The sequence below is a fragment of the Pseudomonas sp. Irchel 3H3 genome (assembly GCF_900187635.1).
In the GTDB taxonomy this organism is placed as follows: domain Bacteria; phylum Pseudomonadota; class Gammaproteobacteria; order Pseudomonadales; family Pseudomonadaceae; genus Aquipseudomonas.
Genome location: NZ_FYEC01000001.1, coordinates 531,920 through 551,628 on the forward strand (window position 1 = coordinate 531,920; position 19,709 = coordinate 551,628).

At 61.6% G+C, this 19,709-nt stretch carries 18 protein-coding genes; 7 read left to right on the top strand and 11 right to left on the bottom strand.

Translation table 11 applies throughout. From position 1 onward, the window contains the following. Positions 1–3: 3 nt before the first annotated feature. Positions 4–2,421 carry a DNA topoisomerase (ATP-hydrolyzing) subunit B gene (gyrB, locus tag CKW24_RS02475; protein ID WP_095165077.1) on the top strand — a complete coding sequence of 806 codons (2,418 nt, stop codon included), beginning with the start codon at positions 4–6 and terminating at the stop codon, positions 2,419–2,421. Between the two features lie 68 nt (positions 2,422–2,489). Here gyrB and CKW24_RS02480 read toward each other — a convergent pair whose 3' ends face one another. Then, a complete protein-coding gene (locus tag CKW24_RS02480) occupies positions 2,490–3,200 on the bottom strand; it encodes a response regulator transcription factor (protein ID WP_095165078.1) in 711 nt (236 codons plus the stop codon). 90 nt (positions 3,201–3,290) lie between these two features. Then, entirely contained in the window at positions 3,291–3,503 is a 213-nt protein-coding gene (locus CKW24_RS27700; RefSeq protein WP_143501101.1) for a hypothetical protein, read from the bottom strand. On the opposite strand from CKW24_RS27700, the gene CKW24_RS28150 reads away from it, so the two are divergent. The 3 genes from CKW24_RS28150 (at position 3,502) to CKW24_RS02495 (ending at position 7,361) form a co-directional block, all read left to right on the top strand. Further along, complete coding sequence (locus tag CKW24_RS28150; RefSeq protein WP_159987266.1) at positions 3,502–3,681, top strand: hypothetical protein; 180 nt, start codon at positions 3,502–3,504, stop codon at positions 3,679–3,681. The genes CKW24_RS27700 and CKW24_RS28150 overlap by 2 nt on opposite strands. 371 nt (positions 3,682–4,052) lie before the next feature. Next, positions 4,053–5,036 (top strand): FecR domain-containing protein, encoded by a 984-nt coding sequence (locus CKW24_RS02490; protein WP_095165080.1) that lies wholly within the window; start codon positions 4,053–4,055, stop codon positions 5,034–5,036. A gap of 18 nt (positions 5,037–5,054) precedes the next feature. Next, a complete protein-coding gene (locus CKW24_RS02495; RefSeq protein ID WP_095165081.1) occupies positions 5,055–7,361 on the top strand; it encodes a CHASE2 domain-containing protein in 2,307 nt (768 codons plus the stop codon). A 178-nt stretch (positions 7,362–7,539) separates the two neighbouring features. Here CKW24_RS02495 and CKW24_RS02500 read toward each other — a convergent pair whose 3' ends face one another. From CKW24_RS02500 to glyQ, 4 genes are all read right to left on the bottom strand, one after another. Beyond that, positions 7,540–8,310, bottom strand: a complete 771-nt coding sequence (locus CKW24_RS02500; RefSeq protein ID WP_095165082.1) for a 1-acyl-sn-glycerol-3-phosphate acyltransferase — start codon at positions 8,308–8,310, stop codon at positions 7,540–7,542. A gap of 83 nt (positions 8,311–8,393) precedes the next feature. Next, entirely contained in the window at positions 8,394–8,927 is a 534-nt protein-coding gene (gmhB, locus tag CKW24_RS02505) for a D-glycero-beta-D-manno-heptose 1,7-bisphosphate 7-phosphatase (protein WP_095165083.1), read from the bottom strand. Positions 8,928–8,933: 6 nt separating this feature from the next. Further along, a complete protein-coding gene (gene glyS, locus CKW24_RS02510; RefSeq protein ID WP_095165084.1) occupies positions 8,934–10,988 on the bottom strand; it encodes a glycine--tRNA ligase subunit beta in 2,055 nt (684 codons plus the stop codon). Next, on the bottom strand, positions 10,985–11,938 hold the full coding sequence (gene glyQ, locus CKW24_RS02515; protein WP_008155694.1) for a glycine--tRNA ligase subunit alpha: 954 nt from the start codon (positions 11,936–11,938) through the stop codon (positions 10,985–10,987). The genes glyS and glyQ overlap by 4 nt, the downstream gene beginning before the upstream one ends. 81 nt (positions 11,939–12,019) lie before the next feature. Here glyQ and CKW24_RS02520 point away from each other — a divergent pair, with 81 nt between their 5' ends. Together CKW24_RS02520 and CKW24_RS02525 are read left to right on the top strand one after the other, a co-directional pair. Further along, on the top strand, positions 12,020–12,577 hold the full coding sequence (locus CKW24_RS02520) for a DNA-3-methyladenine glycosylase I (protein WP_095165085.1): 558 nt from the start codon (positions 12,020–12,022) through the stop codon (positions 12,575–12,577). Positions 12,578–12,619: 42 nt separating this feature from the next. After that, the gene (locus tag CKW24_RS02525; RefSeq protein ID WP_095165086.1) at positions 12,620–13,507 is read left to right on the top strand and encodes a lysophospholipid acyltransferase; all 888 of its coding nucleotides are present in this window, start codon (positions 12,620–12,622) and stop codon (positions 13,505–13,507) included. Between the two features lie 99 nt (positions 13,508–13,606). On the opposite strand, the gene CKW24_RS02530 is transcribed toward CKW24_RS02525, so the two are convergent. The 5 genes from CKW24_RS02530 to def all read right to left on the bottom strand — a co-directional run bounded on the left by CKW24_RS02530 (position 13,607) and on the right by def (position 18,244). Beyond that, on the bottom strand, positions 13,607–13,924 hold the full coding sequence (locus CKW24_RS02530) for a tetratricopeptide repeat protein (RefSeq protein WP_095165087.1): 318 nt from the start codon (positions 13,922–13,924) through the stop codon (positions 13,607–13,609). Between the two features lie 88 nt (positions 13,925–14,012). After that, positions 14,013–15,386: a Trk system potassium transporter TrkA gene (trkA, locus tag CKW24_RS02535; RefSeq protein WP_095165088.1), complete on the bottom strand. Its 1,374-nt coding sequence runs from the start codon at positions 15,384–15,386 to the stop codon at positions 14,013–14,015. 22 nt (positions 15,387–15,408) lie between these two features. Beyond that, positions 15,409–16,719, bottom strand: coding sequence for a 16S rRNA (cytosine(967)-C(5))-methyltransferase RsmB (rsmB, locus tag CKW24_RS02540; RefSeq protein ID WP_095165089.1), 1,311 nt, complete (start codon positions 16,717–16,719; stop codon positions 15,409–15,411). Beyond that, a complete protein-coding gene (fmt, locus tag CKW24_RS02545; protein WP_095165090.1) occupies positions 16,716–17,663 on the bottom strand; it encodes a methionyl-tRNA formyltransferase in 948 nt (315 codons plus the stop codon). The genes rsmB and fmt overlap by 4 nt, the downstream gene beginning before the upstream one ends. Before the next feature lie 74 nt (positions 17,664–17,737). After that, positions 17,738–18,244, bottom strand: coding sequence for a peptide deformylase (gene def, locus CKW24_RS02550; protein WP_095080986.1), 507 nt, complete (start codon positions 18,242–18,244; stop codon positions 17,738–17,740). 324 nt (positions 18,245–18,568) lie between these two features. Here def and dprA point away from each other — a divergent pair, with 324 nt between their 5' ends. After that, positions 18,569–19,681, top strand: a complete 1,113-nt coding sequence (dprA, locus tag CKW24_RS02555; RefSeq protein WP_095165091.1) for a DNA-processing protein DprA — start codon at positions 18,569–18,571, stop codon at positions 19,679–19,681. The last annotated feature ends 28 nt before the right edge of the window (positions 19,682–19,709 follow it).

Here is a 19,709-nt window from a genome sequence, read left to right on the forward strand (position 1 = left end):
GGCATGAGCGAAGAAAATACGTACGACTCAACGAGCATTAAAGTGCTGAAAGGCCTGGATGCCGTACGCAAACGTCCCGGTATGTACATTGGTGACACAGACGATGGCAGCGGTCTGCACCACATGGTGTTCGAGGTGGTCGATAACTCGATCGACGAAGCTTTGGCTGGCCATTGCGACGACATCAGCATCATCATCCACCCTGATGAATCGATCACCGTACGCGACAACGGTCGCGGCATTCCGGTAGACGTGCACAAAGAAGAAGGCGTTTCGGCAGCCGAGGTCATCATGACCGTGCTGCACGCCGGCGGTAAATTCGACGACAACTCCTACAAAGTATCCGGCGGTCTGCACGGTGTAGGTGTGTCGGTAGTGAACGCACTGTCTGAAGAACTGATCCTGACCGTTCGCCGTAGCGGCAAGATCTGGGAACAGACCTACGTGCACGGCGTTCCGCAGGAGCCGATGAAGATCGTTGGCGAAAGCGAGACCACCGGTACCCAGATCCACTTCAAGCCATCGGCTGAAACCTTCAAGAACATCCACTTCAGCTGGGACATCCTGGCCAAGCGGATTCGTGAACTGTCGTTCCTCAACTCCGGTGTGGGTATCGTCCTCAAGGACGAGCGCAGCGGCAAGGAAGAGCTGTTCAAGTACGAAGGCGGCCTGCGTGCGTTCGTTGAATACCTGAACACCAACAAGACTGCGGTCAACCAGGTGTTCCACTTCAACATCCAGCGTGAAGACGGCATTGGCGTGGAAATCGCCCTGCAGTGGAACGACAGCTTCAACGAGAACCTGTTGTGCTTCACCAACAACATTCCCCAGCGCGATGGCGGCACTCACCTGGTGGGTTTCCGCTCCGCGCTGACGCGTAACCTGAACACCTACATCGAAGCCGAAGGCTTGGCCAAGAAGCACAAAGTCGCCACCACTGGTGACGATGCGCGTGAAGGCCTGACCGCAATCATTTCGGTGAAAGTGCCGGATCCGAAGTTCAGTTCCCAGACCAAGGACAAGCTGGTTTCTTCCGAAGTGAAGACCGCGGTCGAACAGGAAATGGGCAAGTACTTCTCGGACTTCCTGCTGGAAAACCCGAACGAAGCCAAGCTGGTAGTCGGCAAGATGATCGACGCCGCCCGTGCCCGTGAAGCGGCGCGTAAAGCTCGTGAGATGACGCGTCGTAAAGGTGCGCTGGATATCGCCGGCCTGCCGGGCAAACTGGCGGACTGCCAGGAAAAAGACCCTGCCCTCTCCGAACTGTACCTGGTGGAAGGTGACTCTGCTGGCGGTTCCGCCAAGCAGGGTCGTAACCGTCGCACCCAGGCCATCCTGCCGCTCAAGGGCAAGATCCTCAACGTGGAGAAGGCACGCTTCGACAAGATGATCTCTTCCCAGGAAGTGGGCACCTTGATTACCGCGCTGGGCTGCGGTATCGGCCGTGACGAGTACAACATCGACAAGTTGCGTTATCACAACATCATCATCATGACCGATGCTGACGTCGACGGTTCGCACATCCGTACCCTGCTGCTGACCTTCTTCTTCCGTCAGTTGCCGGAGCTGATCGAGCGTGGCTACATCTACATCGCCCAGCCGCCGTTGTACAAGGTGAAGAAAGGCAAGCAAGAGCAGTACATCAAAGACGACGACGCCATGGAAGAGTACATGACGCAGTCGGCCCTGGAAGATGCGAGCCTGCACCTGAACGAGGACGCACCAGGTATCTCCGGTGAGGCCCTTGAGCGCTTGGTGAACGACTTCCGCCTGGTGATGAAGACCCTCAAGCGTCTGTCGCGTCTGTACCCGCAGGAGCTGACGGAGCACTTCATCTACCTGCCGGCAGTGAGCATGGAGCAGTTGTCCGATCACGCAGCGATGCAGGATTGGCTGGCCCAGTACGAAGTACGTCTGCGGACCGTCGAGAAATCGGGCCTGGTCTACAAGGCCAGTCTGCGTGAAGACCGTGAGCGTAACGTCTGGCTGCCGGAGGTCGAACTGATCTCCCACGGCCTGTCGAACTACGTCACTTTCAACCGCGACTTCTTCGGCAGTAATGACTACAAGACCGTGGTCTCCCTGGGCGCGCAACTGAGCACCCTGCTGGACGACGGTGCGTACATCCAGCGTGGCGAGCGCAAGAAAGCCATCACCGAGTTCAAGGAAGCCCTTGAGTGGCTGATGAACGAAAGCACCAAGCGCCATACCATCCAGCGCTACAAAGGTCTGGGCGAGATGAACCCGGATCAGCTGTGGGAAACCACCATGGACCCAGCACAGCGCCGGATGCTCAAAGTGACCATCGAAGACGCCATTGGCGCGGACCAGATCTTCAACACCCTGATGGGTGATGCGGTCGAACCACGCCGTGACTTCATCGAAAGCAACGCTCTGGCAGTGTCGAACCTGGACTTCTGATCCGGTTTCTCCTGCAGTAAACAAAAAGGCCAACGCATCGCGTTGGCCTTTTTTATTGCTCGCTGGTTTCAGGCGCTGACGCTTTCCAGTCGATAGCCGTAACCGTAGATCGTCAGCAGTTGCCAACCCCGGTCGGCGGTCAGCCCCAGCTTGTTGCGCAAGCGGTAGATATGGGTGTCCAGCGGTCGGGAAGAGACCATTTCTTCATGGGTCCAGAATCGCTGGTACAGGTATTCCCGGGACAACGGTCGACCCAGGTTGGCGAACAGGCAGCGTGCCAGGCGGTACTCGCGCTCGGTGCAACTGATGGGGATACCGGCACGGGTGACCGTGAGCTCGGCGTCATCGAACACCAGGTCGTTGAAGCTCTGCACTTCGCTGGCGGCGTTGCGCAACACGCCATGGCGGCGCAGCACCGCATTGACCCGGGCCTTGAGCTCGTTGGGGCGAAAGGGTTTGCTGAGGTAATCGTCTGCCCCAGCGTTAAGCGCCTGGACAATATCGCTCTCGGCATCGCGGCTGGTGAGCATGATCGCCGCCGGCGGGGCTTCCATGTGCTCGCGCGTCCAGCGCAACAGCGCCAGGCCACTGAGGTCTGGCACTTGCCAGTCGAGGATCAACAGGTCAAAGGTCTCGCGCCGCAGTTGCCGCAACAGTTCCTCGCCGCGCTCGAAACTGTGCAAGCTCCAGGCGTCTTCCCCGGCTTCCGGCATCTGTCGCAGTGTCTGTTCCACCCGGCGTAGCTCGGCGGGTTCGTCATCCAGTATGGCGACACGCATTCGGGGTCGTTCCTTTATTTCGTGAAGTGTGGACGGGCAAGGCAAGGCCGTGCCGGAGCGAGTTTAGGCTGATTGGTTGAATCTGAACAATTATGGCGATTTGCTCCAGGTCGAGTGATGGCTGGTTACGCTGATATCAATTAGCCGGTAACTGGCCAAAATCTGACTCGATGGCGCAAGGAAAGGAACGATGGTTAGCAGGTTGGATCTTCGCGCCGGGATGTCGAAGGTGACCTTGGGCGTGGTGCTGACCCGGTGCCTGTGTTTGGCATTTTTCACCAGTATGGGGATGGCTTCGCCCATGGTGAACTCCAGCACCGCGGCTGCGCCCGTGGCGCAGCCGCCACGCTACTACAGCCCGGCAGTGATCAATGTCGGCTTCAGTGATTCACGGGGTTTTGCCCCGGTCAGCGGCGCCGAGGACGGCGACCAGGGCACGCGTTTGCGAACCCGGGAAGACCAACCGCGCTGGGTGTTCTGAAGGGCTGGACGGAGAATTCTGAACAAATATGCAGAATCGACTTTTCGGTCATTGGTGTAGGTAAATTCGTAAGTGTCGAGCGGCAATGGAGCATTCGGAAGTGCTCCGACACAGGGAGTGTCGACGCCAACCTGGCGGGACCGCCGATCGCCGGTTCGCTTGCGGTCTGCAGTCCAGGGGGAAAACAGGGAGCCGCTCAAGATCCACGCTGGATCCTGGCAGATCCGGCCGACACAGGGACGTGTCACCTCAATCCCTTCAGGTCTGTGCAAATCTGCCTACCTGGCGCAGCGCCCCGTCAGGTATGGTGCGTGCTGCTGTTGACTCAGCGGCTCGAACAGATTTTCAGAAAATGCGCCAAAGCGAATCCCATGACTCCAATCTCCTCCTTGCACTGTCGCCACTTGGGTACTTGCCTGTTGCTCGTGGCAGGCCTGGTCGGTCCGTTGACCCAGAGCGCCACTGCCGCCTCTTCCAGCGCCAAGCGCCTGCCCTACATCGATGACCAGCAGCAATGCCGTGGCCAACCGCTGCCCGCTACGGTCGAACACCTGACGGGCGAAGCCTGGAAGCTTGATCGCAAGGGCCAGCAGGTGGCGCTGGAGGAAGGCATGACGGTGGATGAGGAGGAAGGCGTGAAGACTTCTCCTACAGCCTTTGTCAGCCTGTCCCTGGGTGATGGCTCGCGTATCGTCCTGCCCTCCAGCTCCCAGGTCACCCTGAGCCTCAACGATGAGCTCAAGGTGCCTCAGGTCCTTCTGCAACAAGGTCAGGTCGAGTCTTATGTGATCAAGCGCGCCAGCGACTATGATCGTTTCCAGATCGTCACACCGGTAGGTGTGCTCGGCGTTCGCGGTACCCACTTTCGGGTGCGCAACGATGCTACCGGGCACTCGCTGCTCGAGGTGCTCAATGGCCAGGTGGCCGTGGACCGGGATGAGCTGGCGAAAAAACCTGCGGGCAAACCCTTGCCCGTTGCCCGCGCGGATGATGAAGTACAGGTCATGGCTCGCCAGGGGCTGCGCATCCAGAAGGAAGGCAAGTTGACTCCCAGTGACCTGCTTCCGGCTCCTCGATTGCTCGGCCAGGCCGGGCAGACGGGCCCGACACCGGTCTGGAAATTGATCATGAAACCGCTGGAAGGCGCCTCGCGTTATCGGGCCCAGGTCGCCACCGATACCGGGTTCATGAACATCAAGCAGGAACAGTTTTCCGCTACGCCAGAGATCAATTTCAGCGGATTGAAGGCGTTTTATTATCACGTTCGGCTCTCGGCATTCGATCAGCAGGGGCTTGAAGGAGAAACCGGGGTATATGACATCTTCTATTACCCCAGCCTCTCACGGGTCCAATAGCGCCGCGGCGATGGGCCGATGACGCGCTGGCCAAGGAAGGAAGGTCGCGAGCCGACCCAGGCGCAGCGATTGTTTCGGCGAATGGTCCGCGAATGGCTAGGGGTCAGCCTGATCCTGCTGCCGCTGACGGCGGTATTGTCCCTGAGCCACGGCCTGACCCTGAGCAACTTGCTGTACGACAACCTGCGACGCTTGAGCCCGCTGCCGGTCGACCCGCGCATTCTCATCGTGACCATCGACGACTTCAGCCTGCAGCAACTCGGCAAGTGGCCCTGGCCGCGGACCGTGCACGCCGACCTGCTCGACCGGTTGACCGCGGCCGAGCCCAAGGGCGTGTTGTTCGATGTGATCTTCAGCGAGCCGGACCCCTCCCCCGAGAATGACCAGCGCCTGGCCCAGGCACTCTGCCGGGCCGGCAATGTGTACATTCCGTTGCTGCGCGAAGGGGCCGCTCGCTTTGACCAACCACTGGGTGAGATCGAACCCGTGGCACCCTTGAGCCAATGCGCCAAAGGGGTCGGACACATCAATGCCGAAGCGGACGCTGACGGCAAGGTACGCAGTGTCTACCTGCGTGAAGGTCCGGCGCCGCAACTGCGAGCGCAATTGGCGTGGCTGCTCTACCAAGCGAGCACCGACGCTCCTGCCGCCCTGCCCGGCTCGTCTGCGCCGCAGACGGTGCAAGGCTGGCAACGGGCCAATAGCGTGCGTATTCCGTTCATCAGCCAGCCTGGTGGATTTCCCACAGTGCCTTACGCCAGCGTGTTGCGTGGGGACGTGCCAGCGCAACTGTTGCGCGACCGCTTGATTCTGATCGGGTCCACCGCGCCGGGCCTGGGCGACCGCTATGTGACACCACAGTCAGCGAACCTCGGTACCACGCCGGGCATCGAGATCCAGGCCAATCTGCTCAACGGCCTGCTGCAAAAGCGCAGCATCCTGGTGCTGGGCAATGGCTGGACGCTGAGTTTATCCACAGCCCTGGTTGCCGGACTGCTGGCCCTGCTGCTGTTCCGGCCGCGGCGCGCGCTGTGGTTGACCCTGGGCGGCATGGCGAGTGCCCTGCTGGTCTCTGCGTTATTGCTGCGGGCAGGATGGTGGTGGTCGCCGATGGCCAGCCTGCTGGGGATGCTACTGGGCTATCTGATCTGGAACTGGCGTCGCCTGAATGCGGTACTCGCCTATTTCGGCTGGGAACTGGAGAGGCTGGATAACGAACCCAAGGTACTCCCCGAGCGCCGTCGTACAGCGGCCCCGGCTGGCGATGTACTGCAGGGACAGATTGTCGCCCTGGAACAGGCCATGAGTCGCACCCGCGATACTCGGCGGTTTATTGCCGATGGCCTGGAGTACTTGCCAGTGGCGACCTTGATCAGCGGACCGGATGGCCAAGTGCTGTTGGCCAACCGCAATGCCCGCGCGCTGTTCGCCGATGACCTGGTGGGTGAGCCACTGGTGGCCCGCCTGGCCGGACTAGGTTATCCAGGGCTGCAGGAAGGGGCTTTGCCGGCGGTTTCGACCCTGGGCAGCAGCGAGTTTCGCGACCACCAGGGACGCAGTCTGCGGCTGGAGTTGGCGCCGTTGCTGCCGGCTGAAGGCGGCGTGGCGATTGGCTGGCTGCTCAGCCTGACCGACCTGAGCCTTGAGCGTGAGGCCGAGGAACAGCGCGCGGTGCTGCTGCGCTTTCTTTCCCATGATCTGCGTGCGCCGCACTCGGCGATCCTGGCCCTGCTCGACGTGCAGCATCAGCAAGGCAGCGCGGACCCGCACCTGCACAGCCAGATCGAGCTACAGGTGCGCAAGGCTTTGGGTTTGACCGAAGCCTTCGTGCAACTGGCCAAGGCGGAATCGGAGGCCTATCAGTTCGCGCCGAGCATGTTTGCAATGTTGGTGCTCGACGCATTCGATCAAGCCATGAGCAGCGCCCAGCTGAAACAGATCGAGCTGCTGCATGACCTGGATGACGAAGCCGAAGGCATGGTGCTGGCGGACCAGTCGCTGCTGACCCGGGCCCTGTTTAATCTGTTGGAGAACGCCATCAAGTACAGCCCGGCCGGGAGCCAGGTACGGCTGCGGGTCAGTTGTGCACAGGGCTGGCTGAGCTGTGAGATCAGTGACCAGGGCCAGGGTATCGCGGCTGAGGAGCTACCCGAACTGTTCAGCCAGTACCGGCGCTTTGCATCCTCGCAGGGCAGTGAAGGCTTGGGCCTGGGGCTGTCGATGGTCAAGGCGGTAGTGGATCGCCATGGCGGGCGGATCCTCTGTCAAAGCCGGGTCGCCGAGGGCACGACTTTCCGGGTTGAGTTGCCGTTACTGGAGGATTGATTGGTGGTTCGAACGGGCATAAAAAAACCGGCATCCATGGCCGGTTTTTTTTATCACTGGGAAAACTTATGCACGTTTTACGGCGTTTTATCAGCTTAAGAAATATGCATATAAATCATTAAGTTAGACAAAGAATAAAGCATTCAGCAGGAAATCCGTGCACAGGTTATCCACAGAATCACTGCGCTTGTTTATCCACCGCAGCGGACAGTGGCGGCAGTGAGCCCATGTCGCGCTGGGTCTGCTCATTCCATGCGGCAGCGCGGTCGTTCAACTCGGCAACGGCCCGTGGTCCGCTGCCTTCGGCGTACATTGGCGCGCCGATGACCACGGTGATAACCCCCGGCTTCTTCGCCCAGCCGGTTTTCGGCCAGAACTTGCCAGCGTTGTGCGCAATCGGCAGCACCGGCAACTGGGCGTTGACCGCCAGCGCCGTACCGCCCCGGGAGAACTTGCCGACAGTACCAAACGGTACGCGGGTGCCTTCCGGGAAAATCAGCACCCAGACCTTGTCCTTGAGCAGTTCGTCACCCTTCTTGGCGACATGCTTGAGGGCGGCCTTCGGGTTGTCGCGGTCGATGGCGATCGGGCGCAGCATGGCCATTGCCCAGCCGAAGAACGGCACGAACAGCAACTCGCGCTTGAGCACTTGGCTCAAGGGCTCGAAGTACGCGGAGAGAAAGAAGGTCTCCCAGGTGCTCTGGTGGTTCGACAGGATCACGCACGGCTGGTCCGGGACGTTCTCGGCGCCTTTGACTTCATAGCGGATGCCCAGGAACACCTTGCTCAGCCACAACGCGCAGCGGCACCAGTAGACGTTGATGAAACGGTAGCGTGCCTTGAACGGCAGGAAAGGCGCGATGAAAAAGCTCAGGCTGCACCACAGCAACGAACTGGTGCCCAGCAGCAGGTAAAAAAGAAAGGTTCTGATTGCCTGCAAGATCGACATGGTCGCGATTACCGTTGCGGGTCAGTGCCCGCCTTCTAAAAGCGCGCTCCCGAACAGTCCTTGGTCAGGAAGTCAGAATCGCCCTAGTTGTTGATAAGTTCTGCGGCAATCGCCGCCAGATCGTCAAAAATCAAAGTGCCTGCCGGCAGGGTCTTGCCCTGAGTCTTTGCGCCTTTACCGGTTTTTACCAAGACTGGCTGAGAGTCGACGGCTTTTGCCGCCTCCAGGTCACTGAGACTGTCGCCGACGAACCATAGGCCCGTCAGCGGCACGTCGTAATGTGCGGCAATGGTTTTTAGCATGCCGGGTTTCGGCTTGCGACAGTCACAGCCTGCGTCCGGCCCGTGGGGGCAGTAGACGATCAGGCCGAGTTCGCCACCCTGCTCGGCCACCAGCGTATGCAAGCGCGCATGCATGGCGTCCAGGGTGGCGACATCGTAATAGCCACGAGCGATGCCCGACTGGTTGGTAGCAACCGCTACCGTCCAGCCGGCCTTGCTCAACTGCGCGATGGCTGCGATCGATCCCGGCAGTGGAATCCACTCCGCCACCGACTTGATGTAAGCGTCGGAGTCATGATTGATCACCCCGTCCCGATCGAGAATCAGCAGTTTCAAACGGTCTTACCCCAGCAACGAAATGTCGGCAACGCCCAGGAACAGGCCACGCAAGCGTGCCAGCAGTGCGTAACGGTTAGCCCGCACGTTGGCGTCTTCGGCATTGACCATTACCGCTTCGAAGAACGCATCCACTGGCTCGCGCAGGGCTGCCAGGCGCGCCAGTGCTTCACGGTACTGGCGAGCGGCGGCCATTGGCTGCACAGCCTGGTCCGCTTGCTGGATCGCCGAGTACAGGGAGAACTCGTTGGCGTTGTCGAAGTACTTGGCCTCAACCGTGGTCGGTACGCTGCCTTCGAGCTTGCTCAGCAGGTTCGACACGCGCTTGTTCACCGCGGCCAGGGCGGCGGCTTCAGGCAACTGACGGAAGGCTTGTACCGCCTGCACGCGTTGATCGAAGTCCAGCGCCGAACCCGGGTTCAGGGCACGCACCGACAGGTAGGTAGCCACGTCCACGCCTTCGTCTTCGTAACGCGCACGCAGGCGGTCGAAGATGAACTCCAGCACCGAGTCAGCCAGGCCTGCGGACTTGACCTTGGCCCCGAAGGCTGCCACGGCGAAGGCCACGGCGTCGGTCAGGTCGAGTTCCAGCTTCTTGTCGATCAGGATGCGCAACACGCCCAGCGCTGCACGGCGCAGGGCATACGGGTCTTTGCTGCCGGTTGGCAGCATGCCGATACCGAAGATGCCGACCAGGGTGTCGAGTTTGTCGGCGATCGCCACGGCCGCACCGGTCAGGGTGCTCGGCAGCTCGGCGCCAGCACCGCGCGGCATGTACTGCTCGTTCAGGGCCAGGGCAACGTCTTCTGGCTCGCCATCGTTGAGGGCGTAGTAGTAACCGGCGACGCCTTGCATCTCCGGGAATTCACCGACCATTTCGGTCGCCAGGTCGCACTTGGACAGTAAGCCCGCGCGCGCAGCCCATTGAGCGTTGCCGCCAATGTGCGGGGCGATGAAGGCGGCGAGCTTGGAAACGCGCTCGGCCTTGTCGTAGACGCTGCCCAGTTTTTCCTGGAACACCACGTTCTGCAGGCGCAGGTTGAAGTCTTCGAGTTTCTGCTTCTTGTCTTGCTTGAAGAAGAATTCGGCATCGGTCAGGCGTGGGCGAACCACTTTCTCGTTACCGTCGATGATCTGCTGCGGGTCTTTGCTCTCGATGTTGGCCACGGTAATGAAGCGTGGCAGCAACTTGCCGTCGGCATCCAGCAGGCAGAAGTACTTCTGGTTGTCCTGCATGGTGGTGATCAGGGCTTCTTGCGGCACGTCGAGGAAACGTTCTTCGAACGAGCACACCAGCGGCACTGGCCATTCGACCAGCGCGGTCACTTCATCGAGCAGCGCTGGCGGAACGATCGCCGTGCCTTCCTGGCGGGTGGCCAGCTCTTCGGTGCGCTTGCTGATGATCTCGCGGCGCTCGTTGGCGTCAGCCAGCACGTAGGCGGCACGCAGGTCGGCCAGGTAGCTTGCCGGCGAACCGATGCGCACGTTTTCCGGGTGGTGGAAGCGGTGACCACGGGAATCGCGACCGGCCTTCTGGGCCAGGATGGTGCAGTCGATGACCTGGTCACCCAGCAGCATGACGAGCCATTGGGTCGGACGGACGAACTCTTCCTTGCGGGCACCCCAGCGCATGCGCTTGGGAATCGGCAGGTCATTGAGGGAATCTTCGACGATGGTCGGCAGCAGGCTGGCGGTTGGCTTGCCCTTGATCACCTGGCTGAAACGCAGTTTCGGGCCGCTCTGGTCGATTTCGCTCAGCTCGACACCGCACTTCTTGGCAAAACCCAGGGCGGCCTGGGTCGGGTTGCCTTCGGCATCGAACGCGGCCTGGTGTGGCGGGCCGTCGAGGTTGATGCTGCGATCCGGTTGCTGGGTCGCCAGCGCGCTGATCAGCACGGCCAGGCGCCGTGGCGCGGCATAGACCTGCTTGGCTTCATAGCCCAGGCCCGCAGCTTGCAGGCCCTTGTCGATACCGGCCAGGAAGGCCTCGGCCAGGGTGTTCAGGGCCTTGGGTGGCAGTTCTTCGGTGCCCAGTTCAACCAGGAAATCTTGCGCACTCATTGTGCAGCCTCCAGCTTGGCCAGTACTTCATCACGCAGGTCCGGTGTCGCCATCGGGAAGCCCAGCTTGGCGCGCGCCAGCAGGTAGGCTTGCGCAACGGAACGCGCCAGGGTGCGCACACGCAGGATGTATTGCTGACGCGCGGTCACCGAGATCGCCCGGCGCGCATCCAGCAGGTTGAAGGTGTGCGAGGCCTTCAACACCATTTCGTAGCTTGGCAGCGGCAGCGGCTGGTCGAGTTCGATCAGGCGCTTGGCTTCGCTTTCGTAGAAGTCGAACAGTTCGAACAGCTTCTCGACGTTGGCGTGCTCGAAGTTGTAGGTCGACTGCTCCACCTCGTTCTGGTGGAACACGTCGCCGTAGGTCACCTTGCCCATCGGGCCGTCAGCCCAGACCAGGTCATAGACCGAGTCCACGCCTTGCAGGTACATGGCCAGGCGCTCTAGGCCGTAGGTGATTTCGCCGGTCACCGGGTAGCACTCGATGCCGCCCGCCTGCTGGAAGTAAGTGAATTGGGTCACTTCCATGCCGTTGAGCCAGACTTCCCAGCCCAGACCCCAGGCGCCGAGGGTCGGCGATTCCCAGTTGTCTTCGACGAAACGGATGTCGTGCACCAGCGGATCCAGGCCCACGTGCTTGAGGGAGCCCAGGTACAGCTCCTGGAAGTTGTCCGGGTTCGGCTTCAGGACTACCTGGAACTGGTAGTAGTGCTGCAGACGGTTCGGGTTTTCGCCGTAGCGGCCGTCAGTCGGGCGACGACTGGGCTGCACATAAGCGGCGTTCCAGGTTTCCGGGCCGATGGCGCGCAGGAACGTGGCGGTATGGAAAGTGCCGGCGCCTACTTCCATATCGTAGGGCTGAAGTACCACACAACCTTGCTCGGCCCAGTATTGCTGGAGGGCGAGGATCAAGTCTTGGAAGGTACGCACGGCTGGCGTAGGCTGGCTCACGAAATTCACCTGTTTCTTGGGCTGCGATTTAAAGAGCGGGAGTATACCCGATTCGTTCGTGCGCACGCCCCCTGGAGCCTTATGCCACGCTGCTTTTGGTGTTCCGAAGATCCGCTGTACATGGCCTATCACGATCAGGAGTGGGGCGTACCGCTACGCGATGCGCAGCGCTTGTTCGAGTTGCTTTTGCTCGAAGGGTTCCAGGCCGGACTGTCATGGATCACTGTGCTGAAGAAGCGCGAGCGCTACCGTGAGGTGCTGTACGGCTTTGATGTGCAGCGCGTGGCGCAGATGAGCGACGCCGAAATCGATGACCTGATGCTCGATCCAGGGATCATCCGCAACCGCCTGAAACTCAATGCCGCCCGGCGCAACGCCCAGGCCTGGCTGGCGCTGGAAGATCCGGTGGGCTTTCTGTGGTCGTTTGTTGGCGGGGTGCCGACCATCAACCATTTTCAGGATCGCAGCCAGGTGCCGGCCGTGACCCCGGTCGCCGTGGAAATGAGTCGCGGGCTGAAAAAGGCCGGTTTCACGTTCGTCGGGCCGACCATTTGTTATGCCCTGATGCAGGCCTCTGGCATGGTCATGGACCACACCCGCGATTGTGATCGTTACGCCGAGTTGGCGGTGCGCGGTTAGAATAGCCGGCTCGCAACAGGATTCAGACAACAGGAGTGACCTGTGGATAAGTTTAAAGGCGCCTTGCTGGTAGGCGCTCTAAGGTTGTTTGCCCTGCTCCCGTGGCGGGCAGTGCAAGCGGTGGGCGCGGCGATTGGCTGGGTCATGTGGAAAACCCCCAACCGTTCCCGCGATGTGGTGCGCATCAACCTGGCCAAGTGTTTCCCTGAAATGGACCCCGCCGAGCGTGAGCGCCTGGTGGGCCAGAGTCTCAAGGACATCGGCAAGTCCCTGACCGAAAGCGCCTGCGCGTGGATCTGGCCTGCCCAGCGTTCGATCGACCTGGTGCGTGAAGTCGAAGGCCTGGAGGTGCTCAAGGAAGCCCTGGCGTCGGGCAAGGGCGTAGTCGGCATCACCAGCCACCTGGGCAACTGGGAGGTGCTCAACCACTTCTATTGCAGCCAGTGCAAACCGATCATTTTCTACCGTCCACCCAAGCTCAAGGCGGTGGATGAACTGCTGCGCAAGCAGCGCGTGCAACTGGGCAACCGCGTGGCGGCGTCCACCAAGGAAGGCATTCTCAGTGTCATCAAGGAAGTGCGCAAAGGCGGCGCGGTGGGGATCCCGGCTGACCCGGAGCCGGCTGAATCGGCCGGTATCTTCGTGCCCTTTTTCGCCACCAAGGCCCTGACCAGCAAGTTTGTGCCGAACATGCTCGCCGGCGGCAAGGCGGTCGGGGTATTCCTGCACGCCCTGCGCCTGCCGGACGGCTCGGGCTACAAGGTGATCCTGGAAGCCGCCCCCGAGGCGATGTACAGCACCGACACCGAGACGTCCTGCGCGGCCATGAGCCAGGTGGTCGAACGCTATGTGCGGGCGTATCCGAGCCAGTACATGTGGAGCATGAAGCGCTTCAAGAAGCGTCCGCCGGGTGAAGAGCGCTGGTACTGAAGATTCACTGAGCTTCAGGATACCCGTGTCATCGTTGACGACCATCGCGGGCAAGCCCGCTCCCACAAAAGCCGCGATGGTCTCAAGAGCACCGCGCCCCTACAGGGCGCTCGTGCGATCGAGCTTTTTCAGGAACACCGTCATTTCCTTTTCGGCCTGCTTGTCGCCATGGGCGCGAGCAGCTTCCAGGCCCTGTTCCCAGGCCTGGCGCGCGGCCGGATAGTCCGCGAGCGCCAACTGAGCCTTGCCCAATAGCTTCCAGGCCGCAGAATATTTCGGATCGAATGCCACGCAGCGCGTGAAGTGTTCGGCGGCCTTGGCGTTTTCTCCCAGATCCAGATACCCCTTGCCCAGCCCGAAGCGCAGCAATGAGTTATCCACACCCTTGGCGAGCATTTTTTCCAGGGATTCGAGCATGGTTCAATTCCTTAAATCCAATGTAGGAGCGGGTGCCCGCTTGCGGCTTACTCGCGAAGAGGCCCGCCCAGGCGCCGCAAATCCGCGATCAGAAGAAGCTCAATCCCACGTGGAACAGCTTCTCCACATCGCGAATATGCTTTTTATCCACAAGGAACAGAATCACATGGTCCCCGGCTTCGATCACTGTGTCGTCGTGGGCGATCAACACTTCCTCGTCGCGGATGATCGCGCCAATGGTGGTACCTGGCGGCAATGCGATGTTCTCGATGGCCTTGCCGATGACCTTGCTCGACTTCTCGTCTCCGTGGGCAATTGCCTCGATGGCTTCTGCCGCCCCCCGGCGCAGTGAGTGCACGCTGACGATGTCGCCTCGACGCACGTGAGCCAGCAAGGTGCCGATGGTCGCCAGTTGCGGGCTGATGGCGATATCGATGTCACCGCCCTGGATCAGGTCCACATAGGCGGGGTTGTTGATGATGGTCATGACCTTCTTCGCACCCAGGCGCTTGGCCAGCAACGAAGACATGATGTTGGCTTCATCGTCGTTGGTCAGCGCCAGGAAGATATCGGCGTCGGCGATGTTCTCCTCCAGCAGCAAGTCGCGGTCCGATGCGCTGCCCTGCAACACCACGGTGCTGTCGAGGGTGTCCGACAGATAGCGGCAGCGGGCCGGGTTCATCTCGATGATCTTGACCTGGTAGCGGCTTTCGATGGCCTCGGCCAGGCGCTCGCCAATCTGCCCGCCACCGGCGATGACGATGCGCTTGTAGCTTTCGTCGAGGCGGCGCATTTCGCTCATGACCGCGCGAATGTTGGCTCGGGCGGCAATGAAAAACACTTCATCGTCGGCCTCGATTACGGTGTTGCCTTGCGGCAGGATCGGCCGGTCACGCCGGAAAATCGCCGCCACCCGGGTATCGACGTTCGGCATGTGTTCGCGCAACTGGCGCAGTTGCTGGCCTACCAGCGGTCCGCCGTAGTAGGCCTTGACCGCCACCAACTGGGCCTTGCCCTCGGCGAAGTCGATCACCTGCAGGGCACCGGGGTGCTCGATCAGGCGCTTGATGTAGTTGGTAACTACTTGTTCCGGGCTGATCAGTACATCGACCGGAATCGCGTCATTGTCGAATAGCTCGGCGCGGGTCAGGTAGGACGCCTCGCGCACCCGGGCAATCTTGGTCGGGGTGTGGAACAGGGTATGGGCGACCTGGCAGGCGACCATGTTGGTTTCGTCGCTGTTGGTCACGGCCACCAGCATGTCGGCGTCGTCGGCGCCGGCCTGGCGCAGCACCGTAGGCAACGAGCCGCGACCTTGCACCGTGCGGATGTCGAGGCGATCGCCGAGATCGCGCAGGCGTTCGCCGTCGGTGTCGACCACAGTGATGTCGTTCGCTTCGCTGGCCAGATGTTCTGCCAGTGATCCACCCACCTGCCCTGCGCCGAGGATGATGATCTTCATCCGTCTACTCCCTTAAAACCGGTTAACCGCGCGCGGCGGCAATCTTGATCAGCTTGGCGTAATAGAACCCGTCATGGCCACCCTCTTGCGCCAGCAACTGGCGACCATGGGGTTGCTTGATGCCGGCCTGGCTGGCGATGTCCAGTTCGCGAGCGCCGGGGGTGCGCGCGAGGAAGGCTGCGATCACTTCGGTGTTCTCGGTCGGCAGTGTCGAGCAGGTGGCGTACAGCAAGATGCCGCCTACCTCGAGGGTTGGCCACATCGCGTCGAGCAGCTCGCCTTGCAGCACGGCCAGCGCGGCGATGTCATCGGGTTGGCGGGTCAGCTTGATGTCCGGGTGCCGGCGAATTACGCCCGTCGCCGAACAAGGCGCGTCGAGCAGAATCCGCTGGAACGGCTTGCCGTCCCACCAGGCCTGGGTGTCGCGGCCATCGGCGGCGATCAGCTCGGCCCTCAGGCCCAGCCGTTCGAGGTTCTCCTTGACCCGTACCAGGCGCTTGGCTTCGAGGTCCACCGCCACCACACCGGCCAGCCCAGGCTCGACTTCGAGGATATGGCAGGTCTTGCCGCCGGGTGCGCAGCAGGCGTCGAGCACTCGCTGGCCCGGCGCCAGGTCCAGCAGTTCGGCGGCCAGTTGCGCCGCTTCGTCCTGCACGCTGATCCAGCCTTCGCTGAAGCCCGGCAGGCTGCGCACATCAGTCGGGGTCTCGAGCACGATACCGTCCTGGCTGAAGGTGCACGGCTGAGCGGCTACCCCGGCCTGGCTCAGCAACTGCAGGTAGGCAGCGCGGTCATGATGGCGGCGATTGACCCGCAGAATCATCGGAGGGTGTGCGTTGTTCGCGGCGCAAATGGCTTCCCACTGCAGGGGCCAGAAGGCCTTGAGGGATTTTTGCAGCCAGCGTGGATGGGCGGTGCGTACTACCGGGTCGTGCTCGAGTTCGGCCAACAGCGCTTCGCTTTCACGTTGCGCGCGGCGCAGCACGGCGTTGATCAGGGCCTTGGCCCAGGGCTTCTTCAGCTTGTCGGCGCAGCCCACGGTTTCACCGATGGCGGCGTGGGCTGGTACGCGGGTGTAGAGCAGCTGGTACAGGCCGACCAGCAGCAACGCCTCGACATCGGCATCCGCCGCCTTGAAGGGCTTTTGCAGGAGTTTTCCCGCCAGCGCCGACAAGCGTGGTTGCCAGCGTGCGGTACCGAAGGCCAGGTCCTGGGTGAAACCGCGATCGCGGTCTTCGACCTTGTCCAGTTGAGTCGGCAGGGAGCTGTTGAGGGACGCTTTGCCACTGAGGACAGCGGCCAGTGCCTTGGCGGCGGCCAGACGTGGGTTCATTGCGCGTCCACCGACTGGCCGAGCACGGTGCCCAGGGCAAATTTCTCGCGGCGGCTGTTGAACAGGTCGCTGAAGTTCAGGGCCTTGCCGCCGGGCAATTGCAGGCGGGTCAAGCACAGCGCTTGCTCACCGCAGGCGACGATCAGGCCGTCCTTGCTGGCGCCGAGCACCTCGCCCGGGGCGCCTTGGCCATCGGCCAAGTGGGCGGCCAGGACTTTCAGGGCCTCGCCATTGAGGGTGCTGTGGCAGATCGGCCATGGGTTGAAGGCGCGTACCAGGCGTTCCAGTTCGATCGCCGGGCGGCTCCAGTCGATGCGCGCCTCGTCCTTGTTCAATTTGTGCGCATAGGTGGCGAGGCTGTCGTCCTGCACTTCGCCTTGCAGGGTACCGGCGGCCAATCCGGCAATCGCCTGCAGCACTGCGGGCGGGCCCATCTCGGCAAGTCGGTCATGCAGGGTGCCGCCGGTGTCCTGGCCGCTGATCGCAGTGCTCACCTTGAGCAGCATCGGCCCGGTGTCGAGCCCCGCCTCCATGCGCATCACGGTGACCCCGCTCTGCGCATCGCCCGCTTCGACGGCGCGCTGGATCGGCGCCGCACCGCGCCAGCGCGGCAACAGGGAAGCATGGCTGTTGATGCAACCCAGGCGTGGGATATCCAGCACCACCTGCGGCAGGATCAGGCCATAGGCGACCACCACCATCAGGTCCGGCTGCAGCGCGGCCAGTTCGGCCTGGGCGTCGGCATTGCGCAGGGTTGGCGGCTGGAATACTGGAATGTTGTGTTCCAGGGCCAGTTGCTTGACCGGGCTTGGCATCAGCTTTTGCCCACGACCTGCCGGACGGTCCGGTTGGGTGTAGACCGCCACGACCTCGTAAGGGCTGTCGAGCAGGGCCTTGAGGTGTTCGGCGGCAAATTCGGGGGTGCCGGCAAAGACGATGCGCATTGAGGAGGCTCTCGGTTTCAGAAGCAGTCACAAAAGAAAAAGGCTTGCCGCAGCAAGCCTTTGGAAGAAAGGAATCAAGCGTTCTGGCGATGGAGCTTTTCCAGCTTCTTCTTGATTCGGTCGCGTTTGAGCGTGGACAGGTAGTCGACGAACAATTTGCCGTTGAGGTGATCGCATTCATGTTGAATGCACACCGCCAGCAGGCCTTCGGCGATCAGTTCGTACGGCTTGCCGTCGCGATCCAGGGCCTTGATCTTGACCTTCTGCGGGCGATCGACGTTTTCGTAGAAGCCGGGTACCGAAAGGCAGCCTTCCTGGTACTGGTCCATCTCGTCGGTCAGGGTCTCGAACTCGGGGTTGATGAACACCCGCGGCTCACTGCGGTCTTCGGACAAGTCCATGACCACGATGCGCTTGTGCACATTGACCTGGGTCGCCGCGAGGCCGATGCCTGGCGCTTCATACATTGTTTCAAACATGTCATCGACCAACTGCCGCACTTCGTCGTCCACTACGGTCACCGGTTTGGCGATCGTGCGCAGGCGCGGGTCGGGGAATTCGAGGATGTTCAAAATAGCCATAAGCGTAATTGCTGCACGTGTGAAGTAAGGTCAGGGCCGATCGCCTGGCAGTCCGCAGAGGCTGGCGATGGCTGTAAAACGAAGCCCCCTCGCGGGAGCGAGCCATGCCGGCTCTGGCGTTTTACGCGAGCCCACATAATAAAGGGATTCACTGCGTGAGGGAAATCACAAACCTTTGACCGTCGCCCGCCACAGCCTGCACGCAGGACAAAAATCCCTGCCCCCCGGGACCTCTGGGCAAGAAAACACTCAACAAGTTACCAACAGACTTATCCACAGCTTGTTCCTGATTCGTCAGGCGCAATTACGATCAAGGATGATCTTATGTCGTCGTCTATATCCCTGCCGGTTTCGCCGGCGGAACTGGAAGCTCGTCTGCGTTTACACCTCCTGCCTGAACTGGGGCCGCGGCGTTTTCAGAAGTTGCTGCAAGCCTTTGGTTCGGCCTCCAAAGCCATCAGCGCCCCGGCCAGTGCCTGGCGCGCCCTGGGTTTGCCCGCCGCCTGCGCAGAGGCCCGGCGCAGCCCGTTGATTCGTGATGGCGCGCACCACGCAATGGCCTGGCTAGAGCGTGAGGGCCAGCATTTGCTGATGATTGACCAGCCCGGTTACCCCGCGTTGCTGGCCGAGATCAGTGACCCGCCGCCCTTGTTGTTTGTCGCCGGAGATCCGTCGATCCTGGAAAAACCGCAACTGGCGATGGTCGGCAGCCGTCGCGCTTCCAGGCCGGGAATGGACACCGCGGCGGCGTTCTCCCGCAGCCTGGCAGGCGCCGGTTTTGTGATCACCAGTGGCTTGGCGCTGGGCATTGATGCGGCTGCGCACCAGGCCGCGCTGGATGTTGGAGGGCAGACGGTGGGCGTGCTGGGTACTGGCCTGGAAAAATTTTATCCACAGCGCAACCGCGCCCTTGCCGAGGCGATGATTGCCCAGGGTAGCGCGGTGGTTTCCGAATTTGCCCTGGATGCCGGGCCGCACGCCAGCCACTTTCCAAGGCGTAACCGGATCATCAGTGGTTTGTCCCTGGGCGTGCTGGTGGTCGAGGCCAGTGTCGCCAGTGGTTCGTTGATCACCGCCCGGCTGGCGGCAGAGCAAGGGCGCGAGGTCTATGCGATTCCCGGCTCCATCCATCACCCCGCTGCCCGAGGCTGCCACCAGTTGATTCGCGATGGGGCAACCCTGGTGGAGACCATCGAGCATATTCTCGAAGGCTTGCGTGGCTGGCAGTACCTGCCGGCCGCCCCGGTCATGGCCCCGGTCCCAGCCGAACTCGATCACCCGCTGTTGCGCCTGCTGTTTGCCGCGCCCCATACCAGCGAAGCCCTGGCCGACTCCAGCGGCTGGGCCTTGCCCAAAGTGCTGGTGGCGCTGACCGAGCTGGAAATGGAAGGTCGGGCGGTGGCGGAAGGCGGACGCTGGTTTGCCCGCCTAAGCTAGGTTCATGCACTGGGATTTATAAGGAAGA